At 47.8% G+C, this 21012-nt stretch carries 24 protein-coding genes and 1 riboswitch; of the genes, 19 read left to right on the top strand and 5 right to left on the bottom strand.

Annotation, left to right across the window (positions count from 1 at the left end; all coding sequences use genetic code 11):
• The first annotated feature begins 45 nt into the window (after window positions 1–45).
• The 3 genes from FD01_RS08780 (at window position 46) to FD01_RS08770 (ending at window position 2865) form a co-directional block, all read left to right on the top strand.
• Window positions 46–942, top strand: a complete 897-nt coding sequence (locus FD01_RS08780; RefSeq protein WP_056963763.1) for a phosphate ABC transporter substrate-binding protein — start codon at window positions 46–48, stop codon at window positions 940–942.
• Between the two features lie 223 nt (window positions 943–1165).
• On the top strand, window positions 1166–1624 hold the full coding sequence (locus FD01_RS08775) for a universal stress protein (RefSeq protein ID WP_056963761.1): 459 nt from the start codon (window positions 1166–1168) through the stop codon (window positions 1622–1624).
• 587 nt (window positions 1625–2211) lie between these two features.
• Window positions 2212–2865: a DUF2238 domain-containing protein gene (locus FD01_RS08770; RefSeq protein WP_054714718.1), complete on the top strand. Its 654-nt coding sequence runs from the start codon at window positions 2212–2214 to the stop codon at window positions 2863–2865.
• 28 nt (window positions 2866–2893) lie between these two features.
• Here the strand turns inward: FD01_RS08770 and FD01_RS08765 are convergent, their stop codons facing one another.
• Window positions 2894–3499 (bottom strand): SMI1/KNR4 family protein, encoded by a 606-nt coding sequence (locus FD01_RS08765; protein WP_054714721.1) that lies wholly within the window; start codon window positions 3497–3499, stop codon window positions 2894–2896.
• 111 nt (window positions 3500–3610) lie between these two features.
• Between FD01_RS08765 and FD01_RS08760 the strand changes: the two genes are divergently transcribed.
• The 12 genes from FD01_RS08760 to FD01_RS08705 all read left to right on the top strand — a co-directional run bounded on the left by FD01_RS08760 (window position 3611) and on the right by FD01_RS08705 (window position 14175).
• Window positions 3611–4351: a hypothetical protein gene (locus FD01_RS08760; protein WP_054714725.1), complete on the top strand. Its 741-nt coding sequence runs from the start codon at window positions 3611–3613 to the stop codon at window positions 4349–4351.
• A 95-nt stretch (window positions 4352–4446) separates the two neighbouring features.
• The gene (locus FD01_RS08755) at window positions 4447–5835 is read left to right on the top strand and encodes a UDP-N-acetylmuramoyl-tripeptide--D-alanyl-D-alanine ligase (protein ID WP_056963759.1); all 1389 of its coding nucleotides are present in this window, start codon (window positions 4447–4449) and stop codon (window positions 5833–5835) included.
• Between the two features lie 930 nt (window positions 5836–6765).
• Window positions 6766–8301 (top strand): degradosome RNA helicase CshA, encoded by a 1536-nt coding sequence (gene cshA, locus FD01_RS08750; RefSeq protein ID WP_056963757.1) that lies wholly within the window; start codon window positions 6766–6768, stop codon window positions 8299–8301.
• 151 nt (window positions 8302–8452) lie between these two features.
• Window positions 8453–9016: a hypothetical protein gene (locus tag FD01_RS08745; protein WP_054714728.1), complete on the top strand. Its 564-nt coding sequence runs from the start codon at window positions 8453–8455 to the stop codon at window positions 9014–9016.
• Between the two features lie 10 nt (window positions 9017–9026).
• Window positions 9027–9323 carry a hypothetical protein gene (locus tag FD01_RS08740; RefSeq protein ID WP_056963755.1) on the top strand — a complete coding sequence of 99 codons (297 nt, stop codon included), beginning with the start codon at window positions 9027–9029 and terminating at the stop codon, window positions 9321–9323.
• 10 nt (window positions 9324–9333) lie between these two features.
• Window positions 9334–9621, top strand: coding sequence for a hypothetical protein (locus tag FD01_RS08735; RefSeq protein ID WP_056963753.1), 288 nt, complete (start codon window positions 9334–9336; stop codon window positions 9619–9621).
• Between the two features lie 156 nt (window positions 9622–9777).
• Window positions 9778–10134, top strand: a complete 357-nt coding sequence (gene acpS, locus FD01_RS08730; protein WP_054714735.1) for a holo-ACP synthase — start codon at window positions 9778–9780, stop codon at window positions 10132–10134.
• 2 nt (window positions 10135–10136) lie between these two features.
• Complete coding sequence (alr, locus tag FD01_RS08725; protein ID WP_056963803.1) at window positions 10137–11258, top strand: alanine racemase; 1122 nt, start codon at window positions 10137–10139, stop codon at window positions 11256–11258.
• A gap of 80 nt (window positions 11259–11338) precedes the next feature.
• Window positions 11339–11587: a hypothetical protein gene (locus FD01_RS08720; RefSeq protein WP_056963751.1), complete on the top strand. Its 249-nt coding sequence runs from the start codon at window positions 11339–11341 to the stop codon at window positions 11585–11587.
• 20 nt (window positions 11588–11607) lie between these two features.
• A complete protein-coding gene (locus FD01_RS08715; RefSeq protein ID WP_056963748.1) occupies window positions 11608–11970 on the top strand; it encodes a type II toxin-antitoxin system PemK/MazF family toxin in 363 nt (120 codons plus the stop codon).
• Between the two features lie 411 nt (window positions 11971–12381).
• Window positions 12382–12427: riboswitch (PreQ1 riboswitch) on the top strand.
• A 5-nt stretch (window positions 12428–12432) separates the two neighbouring features.
• Window positions 12433–12948 carry a QueT transporter family protein gene (locus FD01_RS08710; RefSeq protein ID WP_056963746.1) on the top strand — a complete coding sequence of 172 codons (516 nt, stop codon included), beginning with the start codon at window positions 12433–12435 and terminating at the stop codon, window positions 12946–12948.
• A 144-nt stretch (window positions 12949–13092) separates the two neighbouring features.
• The gene (locus tag FD01_RS08705) at window positions 13093–14175 is read left to right on the top strand and encodes an LCP family protein (protein ID WP_056963744.1); all 1083 of its coding nucleotides are present in this window, start codon (window positions 13093–13095) and stop codon (window positions 14173–14175) included.
• A gap of 43 nt (window positions 14176–14218) precedes the next feature.
• On the opposite strand, the gene FD01_RS08700 is transcribed toward FD01_RS08705, so the two are convergent.
• Both FD01_RS08700 and FD01_RS08695 read right to left on the bottom strand, forming a co-directional pair.
• Complete coding sequence (locus FD01_RS08700) at window positions 14219–15073, bottom strand: alpha/beta hydrolase (protein WP_404820739.1); 855 nt, start codon at window positions 15071–15073, stop codon at window positions 14219–14221.
• On the bottom strand, window positions 15066–16151 hold the full coding sequence (locus FD01_RS08695) for a PTS transporter subunit EIIC (RefSeq protein WP_056963740.1): 1086 nt from the start codon (window positions 16149–16151) through the stop codon (window positions 15066–15068). The genes FD01_RS08700 and FD01_RS08695 overlap by 8 nt, the downstream gene beginning before the upstream one ends.
• 64 nt (window positions 16152–16215) lie before the next feature.
• Between FD01_RS08695 and FD01_RS08690 the strand changes: the two genes are divergently transcribed.
• The 3 genes from FD01_RS08690 (at window position 16216) to FD01_RS08680 (ending at window position 18019) form a co-directional block, all read left to right on the top strand.
• Complete coding sequence (locus FD01_RS08690) at window positions 16216–16620, top strand: UPF0158 family protein (RefSeq protein WP_054718838.1); 405 nt, start codon at window positions 16216–16218, stop codon at window positions 16618–16620.
• Window positions 16621–16696: 76 nt separating this feature from the next.
• On the top strand, window positions 16697–17596 hold the full coding sequence (locus FD01_RS08685; protein ID WP_056963738.1) for an aldo/keto reductase: 900 nt from the start codon (window positions 16697–16699) through the stop codon (window positions 17594–17596).
• 45 nt (window positions 17597–17641) lie between these two features.
• Entirely contained in the window at window positions 17642–18019 is a 378-nt protein-coding gene (locus FD01_RS08680; protein ID WP_054718835.1) for a nucleotide pyrophosphohydrolase, read from the top strand.
• A 49-nt stretch (window positions 18020–18068) separates the two neighbouring features.
• Here FD01_RS08680 and FD01_RS08675 read toward each other — a convergent pair whose 3' ends face one another.
• Window positions 18069–19238, bottom strand: a complete 1170-nt coding sequence (locus FD01_RS08675) for a hypothetical protein (RefSeq protein WP_056963737.1) — start codon at window positions 19236–19238, stop codon at window positions 18069–18071.
• Window positions 19239–19590: 352 nt separating this feature from the next.
• Between FD01_RS08675 and FD01_RS08670 the strand changes: the two genes are divergently transcribed.
• Window positions 19591–20004, top strand: a complete 414-nt coding sequence (locus FD01_RS08670; RefSeq protein WP_054718829.1) for a hypothetical protein — start codon at window positions 19591–19593, stop codon at window positions 20002–20004.
• Window positions 20005–20116: 112 nt separating this feature from the next.
• Here the strand turns inward: FD01_RS08670 and FD01_RS08665 are convergent.
• Window positions 20117–21012, bottom strand: an 896-nt coding sequence (locus FD01_RS08665) for an SHOCT domain-containing protein (RefSeq protein ID WP_235802945.1), incomplete at its 5' end; no start/stop codon positions are given.

Below are 21012 nucleotides of genomic sequence, written 5' to 3'. Positions count from 1 at the left end.
TGAAGGTGTTTTTGAAAGGGAAGACCTCAAAGGAGAAAATGAGCCATGAAAAGAAAATCAACCTTGATCTTAAGCTTGATGTTATTAAGTGTGGTCAGCGTGTTAGTCAGTTGTGGCAATGCTGCAAGTTCAAAAACGCCTTCCAGTTCCTCATCAACGGCAGATACCAAAGTCGTTGCAGTGGGCTCGACGGCTTTACAACCCTTAGTGGAACAAGCCGCACAATTGTATACGACGGATCACCCGAATGCCAAGATCACTGTGCAAGGTGGCGGATCAGGCACTGGCTTGTCGCAAGTCGCCCAAGGTTCGGTGACCATCGGTAATTCAGATATTTTTGCGGAACAAGAAGCCGGCCTTGATGCGACTAAGCTTAAAGATCATCAAGTGGCAGTGGTCGGGATGGCGCCAGTGGTGAATCAAGATGTGGGCGTGAAGAATGTCACCATGAGTCAGTTGCGGGACATTTTCACCGGGAAAATCACTAATTGGCAAACCCTCGGTGGCAAGAACGAAAAAATCACCGTGGTCAATCGTGCGGCCGGCTCTGGGACGCGCGCTACTTTTGAAGCGGCGGTGATGAACGGGCAAAAGGCGATGACCACCCAAGAACAAGATTCAAACGGGACGGTGCAAAAAATTGTGGCCGGCACCCCTGGGGCGATCAGCTATTTGGCTTTTTCTTATGTGAAGGCTGATGTGCCGGCGTTGTCAGTCGATGGCGTGAAGCCAACTGCTGCCAATGTGCAAACCAACAAATGGAAGATCTGGTCTTATGAGCACATGTACACCAAAGGCACGCCTGATGCCGGCACCAAAGCGTTCTTGAATTTCATGAATTCCAGTGCCGTGCAGAAAAGTTTGGTCACCAAGCTCGGCTATATTTCCATTCAAGCGATGAAAGTGACCAAAGACGCCAACAACAAAGTCTCACCATTATAAAGCGGGTGATACGATGCTAGTCATACTGATCGGAATTGGATCGTTTGGCGTCACGTATTGGGCGATGAGCGATCATGCCAAGCGGCGCATCGCAGTGAAACAGCATTAAGGATGCGGCCTATCGTGAAAACGGTGGGCCTTTTTTGACGCCGGGCTCAAATTGGTTTGTGGTGCGGAAACTTGTTATGATAATAGTAGAAACACACCAAAGGAGGAATGCAAAATGTTTGACCGGATCTTAGTGCCGCTAGATGGCTCGCACAATGCTTATGTCGCGTTGGCTAAAGCTGAAGAGCTCGCAAAGTTGACCGATGCCGAAATTGTTTTGTTAAATGTGGTGGATTCAGATCACTATGCCACGTATGCCCGCGATGTGAATTACTATGATGTTTACCATCAACTGGCTGACGTGGCGACGGGGATGTTGGACCATGCCGCAGAAATGGTGAAAGCAAAAGGCCTTAAAGTGCAAACCGTGGTGATGGAAGGCAATCCAAAATCTACGATCGCCAAAGACGCGCCGAAAGATTATGGTTGTGACTTGATCGTGATCGGCAAATCTGGGACCAATGCCATTGAGCGCTTCTTAACGGGTTCGACCACGGCTTATGTGGTGCGCGAAAGTCCCGTGAATGTGTTGGTGATCAATGATGACCAAGATGTGGCTGTTGGGGGTTACTAAAAAGTATAGTTGTTATTGAAAACACCCATGTAATGCCGCTTGTTTTGGGTAAATAATGGGTGTTTTACTGATGATAGCGGCAAAAATTCAGTTCAAAATAAATAAAGGATTTTTATTAATGTTGGCATGAATCAGTTATATTACTGACTATAATTAGAACCATAGTAAGGCAACGGTAGTCAGCCTTATGCTTACACATTAACTTACACTCCCAAAAAAGTTCCCCCAAACTTTTCCGTCAGCAATGGCGGTTTTTTTATGCCCAGCGCTTTTTCAAGCGCATTTAGGGGACCAGGTAGCCTAGCTCAAGCGCTTGGGCCGCTCTTTGGCCCGAGTGCTTGAGCGTAGCTAGCTGTGTCCCCGTTGCTTGAAAAAGCGCGACGAGAAAGTTTGATCTAGTTTAAGCCCGGGCTTGGCTTGAATCCTCAGGCGTAGCTAGCCGTGTCCGCGTTGCTTTGAAAAGCGCGACGCGAGACCCTGACCTAATATGATCCAGCGATTAAAGCCAACTCCTGGCTATCAGTCTCCAGTCCCTTGCAACCAACCCTTGGAGCCGTTAGACTAAACTCATATACGGAGGTGGACTGATGCAAAAGTTATACCGTGGGTTGTTGGCGATCAACGTGATCGGGGCAGTGATCTACTTACTGGTTTGTGGCATCGCGTTGGCCATGGGCCATGCCATTTATCCAGGCCAAGCGATGCTGTTAGGCCAAGTTGTGTTTGGCATTATCTTGGCTGTCGGCCCTGGCTTGATCGGCAAATGGCGCCATTTTAAATTTCCATTATTGCTACTGGTGATTTGGGAAGCGTTCATTTTAGGAGCGGTGTTACTCGGCACCGGGATGCAATTTTATAACATTCCATATTGGGATAAGTTCTTGCATCTGTTTTCTGCTTCCATGCTTGCTGGCTTAGGCCTGGCAATTTTTGGGGCGTTGACCCCAAAACAACAACTGCAAACCACCAAACCATTACTGTTGGCGATCGTCGCTGTTGCGTTTGGCACGATGTGTGGGGTGCTGTGGGAATTTTATGAATTCACTGGCGATGGCTTGTTAGGCTTGAACATGCAGCGGACCATGGCGCATGGTGTCGGACTCGTCGGCCGCTTGGCGTTGATGGATACCATGGGGGATCTGTTAGCAGACTTCTTAGGCTCTTTGGCGCTGGGCGTGTGGTGTTACTTTGGCGTCAGCCGCGATCGCAAATGGCTTGAAACCTTTATGTTCACGAAATAAAAAAGTCGCCAGAATTTGGCGGCTTTTGTTATAACGTTTCAAGGTTGTGTTTTTGCAAAGCAGACAATGGCAAGAAATCCAACGCGAACTTGATTTCTTCTTGCACCACGGTTGGGAAAGTCGTGACCAAGTATGCCAACCATTGTGTATAAATTGACCAATCGCCTTGTTCGCGTAAAATTTCAAGTAGTGGGGGTAGACTGTCCGCATCACTCACCAATAAGGCGTGCGCGAGGACTTGTTGACTGAAGGGTGCGGTCAATACTGGCGCTCGCCAGGTCAGTTGCGCCACGAAATCGTCCCAATTTTGGCCAACGCACAATTGTTGATCCACTTCTAAATCGCGATAATAAATTTGCCCATGTGAATCCACGGCAAAAATCTGGTCACCATCTCGGGCAATCGGGAACCAATCCCCAGGTAAACCAGCAATCATGGTGCGTTCACCTGGGATCGCTAAGGCATGAATGGCCACGCCGTCGATGGCATCGCTAGTGGGTTCAGGCGTCGGCAGCCAGTAAGCATGCGGCCAACGTCCAGTGGTGAGGGCTTGCCAATAAGCGGCAGGCAAAGGCGCATTTTGAGGAATGGTCAAGGCAATCGGTTCTGGAACAGTTAACGGCCAAGCAAGCATTTGACGTCCTTTCTATGGTAGAAAAAATTTCTTTTGTTTCACCATACCAAACTTTGAGCACAATGGCTCATTTTGAAGTATAATCGTGACTGTTAATATAGGAGGTCTATCGTGCGCAATTCAGTGATCTATGTCCATTACGAGCCGCTTGCTCATATGTTTTTGACTGCGGGCATCTCAGCGAGTGATGTGTTAAAGGCGACGCCAAAGCCGATTCGGCATTTGTTGTTGTTGCCGCCCATTGACGAAGACGAGTTCATCGATCCGCATACCGGCTTCAACGAAATTTCCGGTGAGGAACAAGTGGCAAATTTCTTGCGGGGCAAGGATGCGCGGAACCGCTCGTGGTTGGATTATCAACATGGCACTTATTTGCGTGAGTTGATGCCGACTGAAATTGCGGAACTTTTATACTTAGGCCATGCCAAAACGCATATTCAACCGCCATTTTATTATAAGCTTCAAAACAACTTGGTGTTCTTGCCATTGCGCAATGATATGGTCACCATGTATTGCCGCCAGGTGAGCTTTTTCTCCAATACTTTAGCGGCTGCGTTGGTCAAGCACTTGCGCTGGGCGGCCAATGATCAACCATTTTGGCTGAGATTACGCCAGCAGCACTTCAAGCCGGTACCAGAATCGGTGTTAGGCGATTTGTTGCCGAGTTTAGAAGATGGCGTGTTGTTTGATTTTTCTGGCGGGATCTTCAGTCGCGATTTCGTGCGGATCCCGTTGTGGCAATTAGCCGATCGCTTCGTGCCAGATCAGCCGACTGATTTGGAATCAGCGACGCAAATCGGTGCATTGGTGCTTGATCGCAAAGCCGATGCGTGGCGCTTGGAATTGAAATAATTGGCAAGTGGCTTTGGCTTGCGCTACAATAGTCACGCAATAGCGTTGCTCGCAGTATTGGGGCAACGCGTTAATGTGTAAGGAGTTCATTCATCATGAAAATGAAGTTATCCGAAATTGCTCGCGTCGTTGGGGCAGATTGTCCATTGGCAGAAGGGGACTGCCCGACGATCACCGGCGTGGCTTTTGATAGCCGTAAATTAAAACCAGGCGATTTATTTGTGCCATTAGCTGGGGAGCGCGATGGGCATGAATTTTTGACGTCTGCAGAAGCGCATGGCGCCGCAGCTACCTTTATCGCCGCAAGCAAAACGCCGATCACCACCAACATTCCACAATTAGTCGTCGCCGATCCGTTGACGGCTTTACAAAAACTCGCCAGCTATTACTTGTTGATGAAGGTCAATCCCAAAGTCGTGGCCATCACTGGCTCTAACGGGAAAACCACGACCAAGGATATGACGGCGGCGATTTTAAGCACCCAATACCATGTGGTGAAAACCCCGGCGAACTTCAACAATGAAATCGGCGTACCGTTTACCATTTTGTCCATGGATACCAACACCGAAGTCTTGGTCGTGGAAATGGGGATGGATCGCCCAGGTCAGTTGACCGCATTGAGTGGCTTAGCAGAACCTGATGTGGCGGTGATTACCATGATCGGCGAAGCGCATATCGAATTCTTCAAGACCCGCGATAAAATCGCCGATGCCAAAATGGAAATTGTATCGGGCTTAAAAGAAGATGGCTTGTTTATTTACAATGGCGACGAACCGCTATTACGTGAACGCGCAGAACAAGTCGATCAACAAAGCAAGACGTTTGGCTTAGATCCAGATAACAATTTGTACGCCCGCAACATTCAGGCCTTTGAAGACCACACCGAATTTGATTTATCCAAGTGGCCGGACTTGCACTTCACCATCCCAGTGATGGGTGAATATAATGTGTCCAACGCCTTGGCTGCGATCTTGGTCGGCCGGCGCTTTCATGTGAAGCCTGAATCGATTCAATCCGCGTTGAGTCATTTTGACATTACCGCCAACCGCACCCAATGGTTAAAAGGCGATGCTGGCGAATCGATTTTAAGTGATGTGTACAATGCCAACCCAACCGCGATGAAAGCTGTTTTGCGCGACTTTTCGGAATTTCCTTGTGGCGGGCGGCGTATTGCCGTGTTAGGTGACATGTTGGAACTCGGCGAGGCGTCTGGTGACTTGCATGCGTCAGTGGCGCCAGCGCTTGATCCTGATAAAGTATCTGAAGTCTACTTATATGGGGATGAAATTGTCACCTTGCGCGATGCGTTGGCCAAACGTTATCCAGCGGACGCCTTGCACTACTTCAAAAAAGGTGATCAACAAGCTTTGATCAATGCCTTGCAAGAAGATGTGTCTTACCAAGATATGGTGTTGTTAAAAGCCAGCCATGGTTTACATTTAGAAAATGTGCTCGCTGCGCTGCTTGACGGCGACCGCGGGTAATCGAAAAAGGTTCAGACAATTTCTGTCTGAATCTTTTTTTACTGTCGCTGTCCAGCATCGTCAGTGTTTCATACCGGCACCAGGCGACAGTGGCCTATATCCGTTGCGGAACTGAAATCATCTCTCGTGGCCGGCCGACTGCAGAAATCGGCAAAGTACGCCGATGTTACGTTTTTACGTCGCATTCAAAGCCGAAACCCGCGTCTTTGAATTTGCCTGAAATATTAACTAAGCCAGAAGCCCGCTGTCTTAGCTAATATTTCTGCCACGTTCGATGATTTCAGTTCCTCCACTACGCTAGCCTACTGTCACCCGATGGCTACAAAACACGTTATGTCTAAGTTGATGTCAAGTTTAGTCATATGAATGACGTCGTAACATCAACGTATTTGATTTGTAAGCTAGCGATACCAACGTAGAGAATCCGTGAGCGGAGATGATTTGGCAAAACGGAGGTGAATTGGACAATTGCCTGTGGCAGTGAAATCAAGTGAAACGCCGGTTTGTGGCGGTTCGCGAAGATTTTACCGGCAGATTTTGAGACAAAGTGATTTTCTTTGGCTCAAAATCTAGGTGCAAGAACATCGGCGGGCTTTGCCGATTTCTGAAACCGGCCGCACCGGCAACTTGTCCAATTCACCGCAGTGACGCCAAATCATCGGAGCTCACTGATTTTCGTGCCGGAGGCAGGTTGGTATCGCTAACTGAAAAATCAAATTTACACTGACGATGCCGGACAACGTTTGAATGATAGAGATTTTCAAGAGAAATCATAATAGAGATAGTGCGAGTGGTTGTACTTTCTTTCAATTAGTGTTAGAATATTAAAGATGCTGTTTTCAGAAAAACAGTCACGTGACCGAGATTTGCAAGGCAGACTCCAGGATTGCTCTGTAAATCAGGTGTTACACAATCCAAGGAGGAAACCATTTGAAGTTTAAAGAACTAGGTTTAGATCACGATTTACTTAAGGCCATCACCCGCGCAGGATTTGAAGAAGCAACGCCCATCCAAGCGGAAACGATTCCTTTAGCCTTAGCTGGTAAAGATGTGATCGGTCAAGCGCAAACTGGTACTGGTAAAACGGCTGCGTTTGGCTTACCTGTCTTGCAAGATATCGATTTTGCAGATCGCGCCGTGCAAACTTTGGTTATTTCACCAACCCGTGAATTAGCCATCCAGACGCAAGAAGAATTATATAAGTTAGGCCGCGACAAAAAAGTCAAAGTCACTGCTGTATATGGCGGTGCTGACATTCGTCGCCAAATTCGCCAATTGTCCGATCGCCCGCAAATCGTGGTCGGCACACCAGGGCGTTTGCTCGACCATATCAACCGCCACACCCTGAAGTTGGAAAACTTGAAGACTTTGGTGCTTGATGAAGCCGACGAAATGCTCGACATGGGCTTTATCGAAGACATCGAAAGTATCGTGAAAACTGCGCCTGATACCCGTCAGACTTTGCTGTTTTCTGCGACGATGCCAGCACCGATCATGCGCTTAACCAAGACCTTCATGCATGATCCCGTGACGGTTCAAATCAAGTCCAAAGAATTAACGGCTGACACAGTTGATCAATACTATGTCCGCGCCAAAGACTTTGAAAAGTTTGACATCATGACTCGCTTGTTCGACGTTCAAGCGCCTGACTTGGCCTTGATCTTCGGCCGTACCAAGCGTCGTGTTGATGAATTAACTCGCGGCTTAAAGGCGCGCGGTTATAAAGCTGAAGGCATTCACGGTGATTTGACCCAACAAAAGCGCATGAGCGTTTTGCGTCAATTCAAAGCCGGCGAATTGGACTTCTTAGTCGCAACTGACGTGGCTGCGCGTGGGTTGGATATTCAAAACGTCACCCATGTTTACAACTACGACATTCCGCAAGATCCAGATTCATACGTTCACCGTATTGGCCGTACTGGCCGTGCTGGGAAGTCTGGTGTCTCTGTGACCTTCGTTGTGCCTAACGAAATCGGCTACTTGCGCACCATCGAAGACTTAACCAAAAAGCGTATGATGCCACTCAAGCCACCAACAGCCCAAGAAGCTTTCTTAGGCCAAATCTCCACTGGCTTGTCCACGGTTAAGGAACAAGTTGAAGCTGATGACTTTGACAAGTACGAACCAATGGCTGAAAGCTTATTGGAAGAATACACGCCATTACAATTGGTTTCTGCATACTTGAAAGCCATCTCCCCAGATGATGCTTCCACTGTGCCCGTTAAGATCACCCCAGAACGCCCATTGCCTAACCGCGGTGGTCACCGTAATGGTGGCGGTTATCGTGGCGGCTACAAGGGTCGTCGCTCTAACTCCAGCGATCATCGTGGCAATGGCGATCACCGTTCAAACGGTGGTTACCGTGGTCATCGCGATGGCGGCAACAAAGGCGGTTACGATCGTCAACGCCGTGAAGGTGGCAAAGGCCGCGACAACTCTTACAAACGTAGCTACAAAAAAGACTAATCTGATTTAACTGAAGTCCTGCGATCATTGTGATCGTGGGGCTTTTTGTATTCATAATTAAATAAATATTTTTGCTTTGTATCAAGTGGAGCCTCTTTTGCGTAATTTATTAGTGTGGGGGAATTTGTGATGCGCAAAAGGAGCTGGTAAAATGAAACTAGTCATGACACTCGTTCAGTTCGATCGAGAGGTGTGGTGGGTAGACTTCAAAGAATTGCTAGGTGTGCTAGGAACCGTGATTGCAGCGGTATCTTTAACGATTGCGACTTTCACTTATCGTCGCAATACCGACGTGCGCGCACAAGACGTTCAAGCCAATAAGATCAAGCGTACGCATGAATTGATGATCAGTTATCCCGGCGATGTGCGGGAGAAAGTGTTATTGGTGACCAAGCAATTGCAAGAAGGAGCTGAGTTGATCAATGAGATGCGACGGCACGGGGTGGATGAAAGGCGTATTCAGCGGGCACGAGTAGCAATTGTCCGAGAGGCCAAGGTTGTTGAATTATTACACCTACTCGATCCATATGGATTTTTGTTGAGTTATCCTGAGTATTTATTTGTTGAGGAGGCGCGGAGCACTTTTGCGTCTGAAGTTGAACGTGTGTTGCTGAATGCTGAATTTCAAAATGCATTTAATGAGGTATTCGACACTTCGTCGATGAGAGGGATTATTCGGTTGCAATATCAATTACAAAATCAGCAAAGAAAGTGAGGAAAACCTAATGGCAGAAAAATCTTGGCTAGATAGCCCTGAAACCGCACGTCAGTATTTGTTTGAATTGATTCAGCATCCTTGGACAGATCAAGATAATTTGGAAGCAATCAATGAACTGCGCGCAATGTCAGGCGACCGTCCATTGAGTATGGAGCGCTATTTGGAAAATGAAGAGAATTTTAAACGTGGCATCTATTCATGGGATGATCCTCAACCGAAAGGCTTCTTTCAACGTCTGCGTTTAGCTTGGAAACAAGGTAAGGCGTCATTTTTCAAAGTGATGAAGCAACCGCGGTCAAGATAAGGGGAACACGATGGCTCAAGAATCATGGGTAAATAGTCGAGAAAGTATGAGAGCACATTTTGAGGAAATGGCGAAATATCCTTATACGGTTGAAGATAATTTAAGGGCAGTTAATGAGTTGCGCGCACTGTCTGGTGATCAACCGTTGAGTATGGAACGCTACCTGCAAAATCACGAAAACATGAAAAAAGGAATTTATCCGTGGAGTGATCCTGCACCAAAAGATTTTTTCCAACGTCTCCACAATGCCTGCAAACAAGGCAAGGCTGCATTTGTCAAAGCGATGCAGAAACCTTAGCCAACAAAGAATCGATCAGCCAGCCTGGTCGATTTTTTGATTTGCTTAAGGCCTTGAAACGTCACGTCGGCATGATGAGGTTTCATGGTCGCAAGGCAATATTTTCGGTAAATCGGGGCTATAATGATACAATGTGATTAAACAGGAGGAAGCCTCATGATTTATGGCCTTGGCGTCGACATCACAGAAATCGCCCGCATTCAAAAAGCCCAAGCAAAGCGCACAGACTTTGCTGAAAAAATTCTGACCCCGGCAGAGCTGTTGAAATTCAACAGTTTTGCTGGCAAGCGTGCCGCCGAATACTTAGCTGGCCGCTTTTCGGTGAAGGAAGCTTATGCCAAAGCATACGGCACCGGCTTAGGCGAGGTGGGCTTGCAAGACGTCGAATGCCTAGACAATGAGCGCGGCAAACCTGTAATCACCAAACATCCTTTTGACGGCATAGCGCATGTGTCGATTTCACATACTGATGCGCTCGTGATGACAGAAGTAATTTTGGAGGTAACCCAATGACCATGGTCACAGCAAACCTGCGCCCGACGAAGGTGCTGGTATCAAAACAAGCAATTACGCACAACATTCAACAAGCTCTCGCTCGATTAGACGATAAAACCCGGCTTTTTGCCGTGGTGAAAGCCGACGCTTATGGGCACGGCTTGTTGAATGTGGCAAAAATTGCGCAGGAGGCTGGGGCTAGCGGCTTTTGTGTGGCAGTCTTAGAGGAAGGTTTGGCGTTGCGCGCGGCGCACTTCACCTTGCCGATTTTGGTGTTAGGCATCGTGCCACCAGAAATGGCGCCGATCGCGGCCGTCCATGATATTGCGTTACCAGTTGGGGATCAAGAGTGGATGCAACAAGCCGATCGCGAGTTAGCAGCTACGCCAGATGTCCCAGCATTGAAGATCCATTTAGCCGTCGATTCTGGTATGGGGCGCATCGGCTTCCGCGAACCTGACGTTATCAAACAAGCGGCAGAGTTTGCTGAACAGTGTGCAACGTTAGATGTTGAAGGGATCTTCACCCACTTTGCGACCGCCGACGAAGCTGACTCCAGTTATTTTGATGAACAAAGCCAACACTTCAACGCGATGCTAGCGGCTTTACCGAAGCGCCCACGTTATGTGCATGTGGCCAACTCTGCGACCAGCATGTGGCATACTGCGACGCACTCGGATATGGTGCGTTTTGGTATCACGATGTATGGTTTGAATCCCTCAGGGCGTGCGCTGACTTCGCCTTATGAATTGCAACCAGCCATGCAAGTCGTGTCTAAACTCAGCTTTAGCAAGCTGTTACCCAAAGGCGCGGCAATTTCTTATGGCGCGACTTATCATGCTAAACAAGCAGAATGGATCGGCACCGTGCCGATGGGCTACGCTGATGGTTGGCAACGTCGTTTACAAGGTTTCCATGTGTTAGTCGATGGGCAAGTGTGTGAAATCGTCGGCCGTGTTTGCATGGATCAGTTCATGATCCGCTTGCCGCATGAATATCCAGCAGGCACTGATGTGGTTTTAGTTGGCAAAAGTGGTGATCAAGAAATCACCTTGCAAGATGTTGCCGACTATGCGGATACCATCCACTATGAGATCGCTTGCGGCTTGACTGAACGGGTACCGCGAGTCGTGATCGACTAAAGCATTTTGTTATTTTCAGGTTGTTTTCTTGGGCTCCTGTGGTAGGATGAAGTTTGAATATAGCCACGGGAGGGCGCAACATGGCACAGGCAGAATTTTTACAGGTGAGTATGACAGACGCGCTGCGGGCACGGCTCGACAGCTATTGCAAAACATGCGTAACGGATCCAAGCGAATTGATCGATAGCATTTTGACGGACTTTTTGTCTCGCGAAGAACAAGTCGAAGCCGACTTGGCCAATGGCTATCAAGAAATGGCAGCCTTGAACACCGAAATTTGCCATGAATTCATTGCTTGTGAAAACGAGGCTGATGCCCAGATCCGCTAGCTGTTGGATAGGGGCAGATTATGGACAGCAACGTTAGGCGTGGGGACATTTTCTTCGCCGACCTATCACCCGTGGTCGGTTCAGAACAAGGCGGCATGCGGCCGGTTTTGGTGATTCAAAACAATGTGGGCAATAAGTACAGTCCCACGGTGATCGTCGCGGCGATCACCAGTCGCATCAATAAACCAAAAATGCCGACCCACGTGGGCTTAAAAGCCGGCGTTGATGGCGTTGAGCGCGATTCAGTGGTGCTGCTTGAGCAAGTGCGCACCATCGATAAACAGCGCTTGTCGGATAAGATCGCCGTGCTCGATCCAGCTAAAATGCACGCGGTCGATAATGCGTTGGCCGTGTCTATCGGCCTTAAACCAATCGGTAAATAATGTGAAAGTCGCTTAGGCGGCTTTTTTTATTGCCTCTGGCACGAAAATTTGTGGGTTCCATCGCCTTGGCGCCACTGCGGAAAACTGGACAAGTTGCCGGTGCGGCCGGCGTCAGCTCTCGAACAAAAACCGTTCGAGGAGCTTATGCCTAAAAATCAAGCCAAGAAGCCCGCTTGTCTTGATTTTTGCCGGTAGAATCTGCGCGAACCGCCAAAAATCGGCGTTTCACTTGATTCTACTGCCACGGGCAATTGTCCAGTTTTCCTTGTTCTGCCAAGACGCTTCCACCCACAAATTTTCTACGTTGAGATTGCAACTTACAGATCAAACATGGCACGTATGGACGTTGCAGGTTATGCTGAATATTGTTAGCAATTTTTTTGTGAGATCGGGCGTTATCTGTTATACTTGAACGTCGTGGTTCGTGATCCATCCCACGTAAAAAAACTAGGAGGCTTTTTCATGCAACAATCTCGTACCAAAACCTTGGTGGTCAGCGCCTTGATCGCCGCGCTTTACGTCGTGCTTTCGGTGGTACCAGGTGTTTTCAACTTAGCCAGTGGCGCGATTCAGTTCCGGATTTCTGAAGGTTTGAATCATTTGGTGGTATTTTCCAAAAAATACGTCTTCGGCGTGGTGCTGGGCGTGGTGCTTTTCAATGCGCTGTTCAGTTCGTTGGGCTGGATCGATGTGGTGTTCGGCGGTGGGCAAAGCTTGATCGGCTTAGTCGCTGTCGCTTATCTGGCACCACATTTGCCGAAGTTGTGGCAGAAAATGGTCCTCAACATTTGCGTGATGACCTTGACCATGTTTTTGATCGCGATCGAAATCGTTTGGACGGGGCATATGTCCATGAGCCATGCGTTCTTAGGCGTCTATGGAAGCTTGATGTTATCAGAAGCGGTGATCATGGCGATCACTGCGCCGATCATGGCAGCGTTAGATCGCGTCTTACACTTTAAAAAATTAATGGCTTAATCGGATAACACTTCGGTCGTGATGATCGAGGTGTTATTTTTATGCCCAGATGTGTGTGACAGAAGTGTTCGCCAATTTTCTATCTGAATATGATATATTTAACATGGATAAACCGCTTACAAGACTATCGCCATGGGAGGACGCATGAAAACAACCAGACGCGCCAACAAACCGCAAAACCGCAAGCCATCGATTTGGCGCTATGTGATTTTGCTGTTGATCGTCGGCGTTTGTACGTTAGGGTTTTACGGGCTGCGCTTATATAGCCAAGCCCGCTACACTGCCAATTCGATTTATGATCCGAGTACTGCTGGGAAAAAGGCATCTGCGAAAATCAAGGCGCAAAAGCCGCTGGCGATCCTGCTTTTAGGCGCCGACACTGGGGCAATTGGACGCAGTGATCAAGGTAAGTCTGATACCATCATTGTGTGCACCATCGATCCCAAAACCAATCAGACTCATTTGTTGAGCATTCCACGCGATACCAATGCTCGAATCATTGGCATGAAAAATTTCCGGATGTTTAAAATCAACGATGCGTACAATCAAGGCGGATCAGCCATGGCGCGCGCAACGGTGGAGAAGCTGTTGAATGTGCCGATCGATTATTATGTCACCATCGATATGGGTGGCTTGGAAACAGTGGTGGATGCACTAGGCGGCATCGATGTGGACGTGCCATTTACCTTCACCAGCTCGCATACTGATAATTTGCATTTTACCAAAGGCCCGATGCATCTCAACGGCAAGTATGCGCTGGCGTATGCCCGGATGCGGTACGAAGATCCTGAGCAAGATTACGGTCGGCAAAAGCGCCAACAACAAGTGATCAAAGCTGTCGTGAAAAAGGCGGTTTCTGGCCAAGGCTTGGCGCAGTTCACTGAATTGTTGAAATCCTTGTCGCAAAACGTCAAAACCGATATGAGCTTCGATGATATGGTCGGTGTCTTCCAGCATTATCCCAAAGCGACCAAAAAAATCACCTCCAGTTCGTTGAAAGGCTACACCGGCTGGGTTCAAACTTCAGATTATAGTTGGCCGTTATCGTTTCAGATCCCGCCGACCGACAACTTACAAGCCGAATCAGATCGCTTGCGCAAGATCTTAGGACTTAAAGCAGAGATGTTGGCGAATGCGACGACTAAGGAAAATGCGTTGAACCCGAATTTCCGTTTTGAGGACGTCAATTATAAGCAATATTTTGTGAATTATGCCTTAACGGATTAAAAATCATCGGACGCCGCTTGTTGCTCAAGCGACGTCCGATGATTTATTTACCAGCCCCGATGCGTTGGCCTGGCTGGTTAGGTTTGGCCAACATGTATTGTTGAATGTAGCCTTCGATTTCTTGATTTTGCGGCAAGTCGGAGTGGCTGGCATCATCCCCAGATACCGTGATTTGCGTATAGTGTTTGACTTGATTTTGAAAAATGTATTTCCCACATTCCACTGAAGCTAGTGGCACGATGCCATCCCCATCATAAGTTTGCGTTCCTGCCAGCGAGTACACGGTCAGATTCTTCGGGAGTTGTTTGCGGGCTTTGATCAAGTCGGCCAACATTTGCGTGCGGTTGTGGGGATTGCTTTCTTCCAAGTTATACGGCGTGCCGATGGTCATCAATTTGTTCATTGTCACCGCAGATTTTTGATAATACTTGGCGAGAAATAATGTCAAAATCAAGCCGCCATTGCTGTGGCCGATGGCGTTGAAGCGATTGAAATGGTATTTGGTGGCGAGTTGGTTAAACGCCAAATCAAACCAGCGGGCTTGTTTTTTGATGTTGTTGTAGCCGTCTTGGTTGTTTTCAAACGCAATCACGATATAAGGCTCAACGTCACGCGGGGCGATGCGGCCTTGCGTTTGCACGGTGCCATCAGTTTTGACCGTGACTTTAAGTAAACTGTGACCATTGGTGCGCTGGTTTAAGGTAGTGACCAAGCTGTTGAAGCGATTTTGCGTCGCGGAGCTACCTGGTACCAAAATGATCGGTGCCATGCGGGAATCATGGACGACTTGTGCGTCGCGAACTTGGTGGTGCATCCACGTGGTGGCAGGGATGAATAGCGCAAGGCAGACAATCAAGAGCAAGCCACCTAAGCTGAGGTAACGAACCCATTTAGCCAAGTTGCTCACCTCCGGAAACTTTTTTGACGAATGGCAAGTAAATTAAGACGGAAACGACTAAACATAATGCTGAGACAATCAACGCCGGCCAATTGCCATTCGTCGTCAGCCACGCGATCATCGGCCCAGGCGTCGTCGCCGGCACTTGGTACACTGAAGTATTGATCAAGTGGAGTTTCAACGCACTCCAAGCAATTGCGCAACTGGCTAAGGGTGCACAGAAATAAGGGATCAACATCAGCGGATTTAACCAAATCCGATAGCCCAGCATTAATGGCAGATTTAAATTTACCACGCTCATTGGCAAACTCCACCAAGCCAAGCGGCGTTTTTCCGAGCGCTTGTCGATCAGTAAAATTGCGATGATCAAACCCAAGGTCATCCCCACGCCGCCAAACATCGCGTAAGGGCGATAAAGCGTACCGATCGAAATCGGATTTGGTAAAGAATGATGCGCGAGTGCGGCATTGAGATTGGCGGTGGCTTTGGTGCCAGTCAACATCGGCATCATGGCATCGATCGGCGCAGGCAACCCTAGCCAGGCAACCACTGAGTTGGTCCACAATAACCAAGAACCACGCGGCGCATTGAGGGTGATCACATGGGCGGTTGCCAATCGATCCCAGCCTAAGCGCAGGCCAAGGGTAATCAGCAAAGTCCCGCCAGTGACCAAAGCTTTCGGTAAATGATTGAAGCTAAAGCCGATCAGCCAACCAAATAATAACCCCCAAAGGATCCCATCAGCGCCAATGGCCGGACTAAAAGTCGCCATACGCGTGGTATTTAAAATCAAATAACCGATGCCAGCAACAAGGCTTGCCAACTGCTTGTCGTTTTTTGTCAACGCTCGCGCTGCAAAAACTGCCATCAATAAGCCTAACAAGCCGATCGTGTAAGTCGTCAGCAAGGCACAACAATCATGCAGCGTGTGAAAACCTGGTAACCATTTTGTCAAATCAAAGACTTGCGCAAAGAATCCATCCTTCGAAAAAACGCTCAACAGCAGCGCTTGCGCCGCAGTGCCAATCAACACCACTGGCATCAGCGGTTGAATGGTTTGTTTCAACAACTTTTGCATCAGTATCCCTCCATCGCTATCCTACCAGAAAATGGTTACAATAACAGGAAATGGAGGTGGCAATATGCAAGTGAAATTAAGTGATATTTTAGAAGGCATGGATTTCATTGGCGACGACCGCGGGTACTTTTATCGGGTGAAAACTGGAACTGTCGAAATGGATGATGAGGATTTCTTTGCGGACATGGAGCCGGCATTCGATCCGGAAACAGAAGACGTGATCTATTTGCCGAGTCAGTGGGATATTAATGATCGCCAAATCATGTTTGATTTTGTCGACCAGCTTCAAGACAACAAGCAAATCGACTTGTTGTTGAATCGACTTCACGGCCACAAACCTTATCGCCGGTTCAAAGATGGGGTGCTTGAGCTTGGTATTCAAGACGCGTGGTATGCGTTTCAAGCGGCTACCTATCGTCAGATCGCCTTGAATTGGGCCCGCGAAAATGACTTACAAGTGATCGAGTAGGCTGTCACGTCTTTTCAAGCTGATGACTTAAGCTTACAATATGTAGGTAAAACAATTGTTCGTGGGAGGAAGATATATGCCAACAGAAAAACTCAACTTACCCAAATTTGGTTTAGGCACCAACAAAGTCGGCGGCCATAACTTATTTGCCAACTTAAAAGATGAAGACGGTGAAGCGGTTGTTCGCCAAGCCTTGGATTCTGGTATCACGTTGTTAGATACGGCGTTTATTTACGGCAAAGGTCGCTCAGAAGAAATTATCGGCAACGTGCTCAAAGACTATGATCGCAGCAAAGTCTTGATTGCTACCAAAGCCGCGCAAGATCCTACCAATGATTTCAAGCCTAACAACACACCCAGCTTTTTGACCAAAGCGGTGGATGACGCCTTGGCGCGGTTGCAAACCGACTACTTGGATATTTTTTATATTCATTTTCCTGATGCGGACACGCCAAAGAACTTAGCCGTTGCCGCTTTGCAAAAGCTCAAGCAAGCGGGCAAAATCCGCGCCATTGGGGTGTCGAATTTCTCCCTCGACCAAGTCAAAGAAGCCAACCTCGACGGCTTTGTCGATGTGGTGGAAGACAATTACAGCTTAGTCCATCGCGAACTTGAAAGCACACTTTGGCCATACTTAAGCGAGCACAATATCGACTTTGTCCCATACTTCCCATTGGCGTCAGGCTTGTTGACGGGGAAGTACACGGAAGCCGACGCCGACAAGTTCAAACAGTTCACCCCAGCACAGTATCAACAAATCATGACGGCGCTGACGCAAATCAAACATATGGCAGACTTGCATCAAGCGACGACTGCGCAAATCATTTTGGCCTGGTATTTGCAAAATGAACAAATTGCCACGGTGATCCCAGGCGCGCGGGTCCCGAAGCAAGTGTTAGCCAACGTCAAAGCCCAAGATGTGCATTTGTCTGCGGCGGAGTACGGCCAAATTTCCACGCTGTTTTCCCAGTTCTAAAGGTGTATCATAGACCCCATCGTGAATTAAAAGGGGCCCAAACCAATGAACGGAAAAATCCACAATTTAGATCCCAAGCACCATGGCCAAGCGCTGTTGCTCGATGAAACCAGCGACCCAGCAATTACTGAAATGATTCAAGCGTTAGTCAACGATCGAAAAAGTCGCGGCTGGCATCATGACCTGAAAAATCTGGCGATGGCTTTGAACGTTGAAGCTAGCGAAGTGATGGACATTTTCACTTGGAAAGATGTTGGCGAGCCGTTGTCTGATGAGGAAAAGGCGCATACGGCAGAAGAGTTGGCCGATGTGTTGATCTACACCTTCGACATGTGCGCCAAGCTTGGCTTAGATCCGTTGAAAGTGATGCAAGCCAAGCACCGTATCAACTTAACGCGGCATCATGATGTCGACAACTCGTAATTATGTATCCTCAGGCGCAAGCGTCTGGGGATATTTTTGTACCAGCGTTTTACAGCTCGCCGAACGCTAAGCGAGCCTGTTGGAATTCATCGAGGATATTTTTTTCGCCGACTGCGCGCAGGAGTTCACGATCCATCGCATGGCCGAAAGTGAAGTCGCCGTCAACGTTTGGTTGGTGATGAACGCGCGGATACTGATTCACCGGCCCATAAAGGTGATTGCCTAATGGGTAAGGCGTATGAAACGAGAAGGTGAAGTCCGCGTTTTTGACTTGGGTGAAGTACAGCGCGTAGTAATCTTTGGTGATCGATACGTGGCACATCGGGCAGGCGTCGATGGCCGCGCGGTGTTCTTGATAGTACAAGTACACGGGGATGCTGTAGTCGGTTTCCAGTTGGTAATCGGCAAAATGCTCCGTACACAGCGACACATAAAAGCGATCCGCTTGCTTCGGCCGATAAAAGCCGTGTTTGATATGCGCATCATCACTTTCCAAAAATTCCGCGATCGCCAACCCCTTGAGATGGTAGTAGTCGGCCATGGCGTGGCTTTTATCGGTGGTGTGTAGTTGCCAATATTTTTGCACTTGGTTGATTTGCTGGGTCCAAAAGGCCAATTGAAACAATGGTTGCTCTGCTGGTGGGACCTTTTGCCGAAGAGCTTCAACACTTTGCCAAAAGGCGGTTTTCAAGTTGGCACGTTGTTGGCGATGTTCGAGTTGTTGTTGCTTGCGTTGGGCTTGGGCTTCTTGGTAAGCCGGCAACAACTTGGCTTCTTGGCGAGCTTTGGTGAGTAACGCTTTGCGACCATCTGCGCCAAGCAGTTGTAGTCGGAAAATTTCTAGCACGGAATAAGCTGGCACCAATACATTGTTGCCATATAAATGGGCTTGGCGCGTTGAAGCAACAGGCAAGTGTCCGGTAGCCGTCAACAAGCGCCGTTGATCATAACTCATGGCAAAAGGCCAACGATTGGCTTCAAGTTCTGGAATCGTTTCAGGTTCTGCGTCGAAGAATTGTAACAGGTTGGCGGGTTCAGCTTGCACTAAATTCAAGGTGACTTCAGCAAATAACGCGCGCTTGGCTTTGGCTGGTGGTGGTTGAAATTCTGGGTCGACTTGGAGTTGATACCAGTGCAGGAAGTCTTTTAAGCTGACGACTGGTAGCAAGTCGATCAAATCAGTGGCATATTCCGCCACCACATCGGTGAGATCTGACATTTTCATTCCTCCCTTTTTTTGCGTTCACTATATATATATGCAAAAAGAGGGGCGTTTGATACTTTCAGACACTAAAAAATCGCAACGGGTAGCAGCCGCTGCGATTAGGTGTGTGTTTGTTGCAATTCGATACGTTGAAAGCTTAGCATGGTTTTTCCAAACGTGAGCCTATTACTCAAATGCGAAGAATATTTGATTTACTTTCGATCTTTGGGCGATTGTATCCAATGAGTAAAGATTCCAAGTCAGTTTGATCTAAATCTGAATAGTATTCTGAATAAAGAATCTATGGTAAATTAAATAAGCGTGGTAATACACTGCAAATAATTTTAGGGTTCGGGGGAACTTATCGATGAAGAAGAGCATTGTTCTATTCTTAGGTATCTTTTTGGGGAGTATTCTTGTAGGATGTTCATCGTCTGCTACTGGAGGGCCATCGGATGGCGTTACTGACCCGTCTGATGCTAAATGGAAACTTACCTTTTTTAAAGGCCCAATGAACAGTGGTGCAAAACAAGGCGATATCTTTGAGTTCAATGATGGCGAGGGTATCGTAGAGCGAGATGGGGAGACCATGGCTTTCTTTTCCTATGATATCGACGATGACACAATTGAAATTGATTTCGATGAAGAGGACGATCAGGCGCCAGACCAGTATCGTTATTCATATACGGGCGATTTCGACTCAAAGGAAGGAACTAGCAATCTACATCTGAGTGCTGATGAAGATAATGATGGTCCAACTATGGCGATTATGCCGGAATAAGACTGACTTCCGAGAAACGATAACACTGCGCTAAGTCAAATAATTCGCTGTTCTTGCCGACGCCTCGTTATGAGGCGTTTTTGTTTGCTCAAAAAGCTTGTTGCAAATATTGTTAGTCCATTAACTGTTGCACTTTGTCTGCATACTCGGCATCCGTTAGAATGCCGCTGTCATGCAGCGAACTTAGCTGTTTGATATTCTCCAGTCGTTTGCTGGATTCTTCTGGTGTACGAGTTACGGATGGCTTCTCGTGCGTTTGATACCAAGCTGGTGAGTGTGTTACCTTTGGTGTATGTTTTTCCACAGGTTTCGTTTTATCCTGTTCGCTGTGTTGTTCTACTTTAGACATCGCCGAAGTCGGTTTCACAGTACCGCGCCACATAAAATCCTTGAACAATGTTTGATACAATTCTTTCGTAAGCATAATCTGTACCGCTACTTGTTCACCGTTATCTACTCGTTCCAGTACCAACATACCCCAGTCAGCGATCTCCTGATCAATTGTCGTTGTCGATACCTGTCGTGATCCAGATGCGCCCATTGCTGCACCAGTTGAGCCGAGAAGCGCACCACCAACAAACGCTGACCCGCTACGACTAGATATATTTCCGGTGGTCTCATGCGTATACTTTCCCTGATACTGGATGTCCATGAGTAAGAAGTCATACATCACGACGCCTGGTCTTTGTGAAAAGTGCACAGTACCATTAGCGAGTTTCACCAAGTAAACTTCTGGTATCTCTTCATCATAGTGCAACTTCCCAGTTTTTCGCGCATCGTCTGCATTAAAGCGAACAACTAAATACGAGAAGTCTGAATTTCCGCGTGACGCTTCCCATTCTGTGATCTGCTTTTGTCGTAATTCTCTGTTTTCTTCCGCGGCTTTCTTCTCACTATTCGCAATTGCTTTCTTAATGAAATACATAATCGTGGGAATCCCAATAAAAATAAAAATCGCAAATTGCAAGAACAAGTTAGCCACTCCGTGGCACGACACCGTGAGGCGAA

The sequence above is a fragment of the Lacticaseibacillus manihotivorans DSM 13343 = JCM 12514 genome (genome assembly GCF_001435035.1).
Taxonomy (GTDB): Bacteria; Bacillota; Bacilli; order Lactobacillales; family Lactobacillaceae; genus Lacticaseibacillus; species Lacticaseibacillus manihotivorans.
This window is presented reverse-complemented; position numbering and strand designations above follow the sequence as displayed.

Coding starts and splice junctions, on each gene's coding strand:
- FD01_RS08780 (WP_056963763.1), top strand. CDS start 46: ATGAAAAGAAAATCAACCTTGATCTTAAGCTTGATGTTATTAAGTGTG.
- FD01_RS08775 (WP_056963761.1), top strand. CDS start 1,166: ATGTTTGACCGGATCTTAGTGCCGCTAGATGGCTCGCACAATGCTTAT.
- FD01_RS08770 (WP_054714718.1), top strand. CDS start 2,212: ATGCAAAAGTTATACCGTGGGTTGTTGGCGATCAACGTGATCGGGGCA.
- FD01_RS08765 (WP_054714721.1), bottom strand. CDS start 3,499: ATGCTTGCTTGGCCGTTAACTGTTCCAGAACCGATTGCCTTGACCATT.
- FD01_RS08755 (WP_056963759.1), top strand. CDS start 4,447: ATGAAAATGAAGTTATCCGAAATTGCTCGCGTCGTTGGGGCAGATTGT.
- FD01_RS08745 (WP_054714728.1), top strand. CDS start 8,453: ATGAAACTAGTCATGACACTCGTTCAGTTCGATCGAGAGGTGTGGTGG.
- FD01_RS08740 (WP_056963755.1), top strand. CDS start 9,027: ATGGCAGAAAAATCTTGGCTAGATAGCCCTGAAACCGCACGTCAGTAT.
- FD01_RS08735 (WP_056963753.1), top strand. CDS start 9,334: ATGGCTCAAGAATCATGGGTAAATAGTCGAGAAAGTATGAGAGCACAT.
- acpS (WP_054714735.1), top strand. CDS start 9,778: ATGATTTATGGCCTTGGCGTCGACATCACAGAAATCGCCCGCATTCAA.
- alr (WP_056963803.1), top strand. CDS start 10,137: ATGGTCACAGCAAACCTGCGCCCGACGAAGGTGCTGGTATCAAAACAA.
- FD01_RS08720 (WP_056963751.1), top strand. CDS start 11,339: ATGGCACAGGCAGAATTTTTACAGGTGAGTATGACAGACGCGCTGCGG.
- FD01_RS08715 (WP_056963748.1), top strand. CDS start 11,608: ATGGACAGCAACGTTAGGCGTGGGGACATTTTCTTCGCCGACCTATCA.
- FD01_RS08710 (WP_056963746.1), top strand. CDS start 12,433: ATGCAACAATCTCGTACCAAAACCTTGGTGGTCAGCGCCTTGATCGCC.
- FD01_RS08705 (WP_056963744.1), top strand. CDS start 13,093: ATGAAAACAACCAGACGCGCCAACAAACCGCAAAACCGCAAGCCATCG.
- FD01_RS08695 (WP_056963740.1), bottom strand. CDS start 16,151: ATGCAAAAGTTGTTGAAACAAACCATTCAACCGCTGATGCCAGTGGTG.
- FD01_RS08690 (WP_054718838.1), top strand. CDS start 16,216: ATGCAAGTGAAATTAAGTGATATTTTAGAAGGCATGGATTTCATTGGC.
- FD01_RS08685 (WP_056963738.1), top strand. CDS start 16,697: ATGCCAACAGAAAAACTCAACTTACCCAAATTTGGTTTAGGCACCAAC.
- FD01_RS08680 (WP_054718835.1), top strand. CDS start 17,642: ATGAACGGAAAAATCCACAATTTAGATCCCAAGCACCATGGCCAAGCG.
- FD01_RS08675 (WP_056963737.1), bottom strand. CDS start 19,238: ATGTCAGATCTCACCGATGTGGTGGCGGAATATGCCACTGATTTGATC.
- FD01_RS08670 (WP_054718829.1), top strand. CDS start 19,591: ATGAAGAAGAGCATTGTTCTATTCTTAGGTATCTTTTTGGGGAGTATT.